This window comes from Anaerolinea thermolimosa, assembly GCF_001050195.2.
GTDB lineage: Bacteria > Chloroflexota > Anaerolineae > Anaerolineales > Anaerolineaceae > Anaerolinea > Anaerolinea thermolimosa.
On sequence record NZ_DF967965.1, the window covers coordinates 1,086,399 to 1,087,335 of the forward strand.

At 56.9% G+C, this 937-nt stretch carries 3 protein-coding genes; all 3 read right to left on the bottom strand.

Features of this window, described 5'->3' with window-relative positions:
• Positions 1–18 precede the first annotated feature (18 nt).
• On the bottom strand, positions 19–258 hold the full coding sequence (locus ATHL_RS04970; protein ID WP_062190405.1) for a WGR domain-containing protein: 240 nt from the start codon (positions 256–258) through the stop codon (positions 19–21).
• Between the two features lie 135 nt (positions 259–393).
• Positions 394–666, bottom strand: coding sequence for a type II toxin-antitoxin system RelE family toxin (locus ATHL_RS04975; RefSeq protein WP_062190407.1), 273 nt, complete (start codon positions 664–666; stop codon positions 394–396).
• A gap of 1 nt (position 667) precedes the next feature.
• Positions 668–937, bottom strand: a 270-nt coding sequence (locus ATHL_RS04980) for an AbrB/MazE/SpoVT family DNA-binding domain-containing protein (protein ID WP_062190409.1), incomplete at its 5' end; no start/stop codon positions are given.

Consider the following 937-nt stretch of genomic DNA (forward strand, 5'->3'; position numbering starts at 1 on the left):
GCTCCCGAAAAGCGATCCTCACCTCACGACCTGCCCGAAGAGGCGGTAGCCGCGCCGAATCTTGCGCCGGGCAATCCGCTCCGCCAGCTGCCGGGCATGGGTTTCGTCCTCGCACGCGATCCAGCGCCAGCGTTCGTAGCCGGAGTGCAGACTGCCCCACCCGCACACCACCGCCCAGGCGTCCAGCAGGGTGGCCTGCACCCCCACCACATACCAGCGGTGGATACGGCGGTCGGGATCGTTGCGGATGAGGCGCATACAAGCATTTTACCGGTTTTACAGCATCTGTGTGGCAAGCGGTGCCGACACACACGTGCAGAGAGACCCGGAAGCAGTATTCCGCACCCGCTCGCGTGCTGGCATTGGTCGGTGTAACTGGCATAGTGGTATCGTTCAGGGATTCTTCAGGCAAATATCATGGTTGTCAATGTTTCGCAGAACGATAATGATCCGATCATTCTCATTCTCAAACTGGAACGTAAAGCGATATTTCTGGTCCACCCGCCCTTCCCATATGTTATTCACCCCCTGAATTTTCTTGACCTGTAAGGATGGATGGTGTGGATTTTCCGCGAGCAAACGCAAAGCTTTGACTGCTTTTTCCTGGATGGGAGCAGGTAAGGCGCGAAAGGCTTTCTTGAAGCGTTCGGTGCGGCGGAACGGCATCTCAATCCTCGCCGGTTAAGTCCTCAATCAAGTCATCCACGCTCTCAAACGTGCTCACCCGACCATTGCGCAGATCTTCTTCCGCTTCCTGCTCCCCTCTCTGCCAGCGAGATGTCCAAAAGTACGCCTGACTACGATCCACTGCCATGACAGGTGTCAGGATGATTCGTCCATCCTCAGTGACCTCGATCCGTAGCAAATCCCCATCATACAGTCCCACCCGGCGGCGGATGGAGCCCGGCAGAGTAATACGCCCATTGCTTGCTAACTG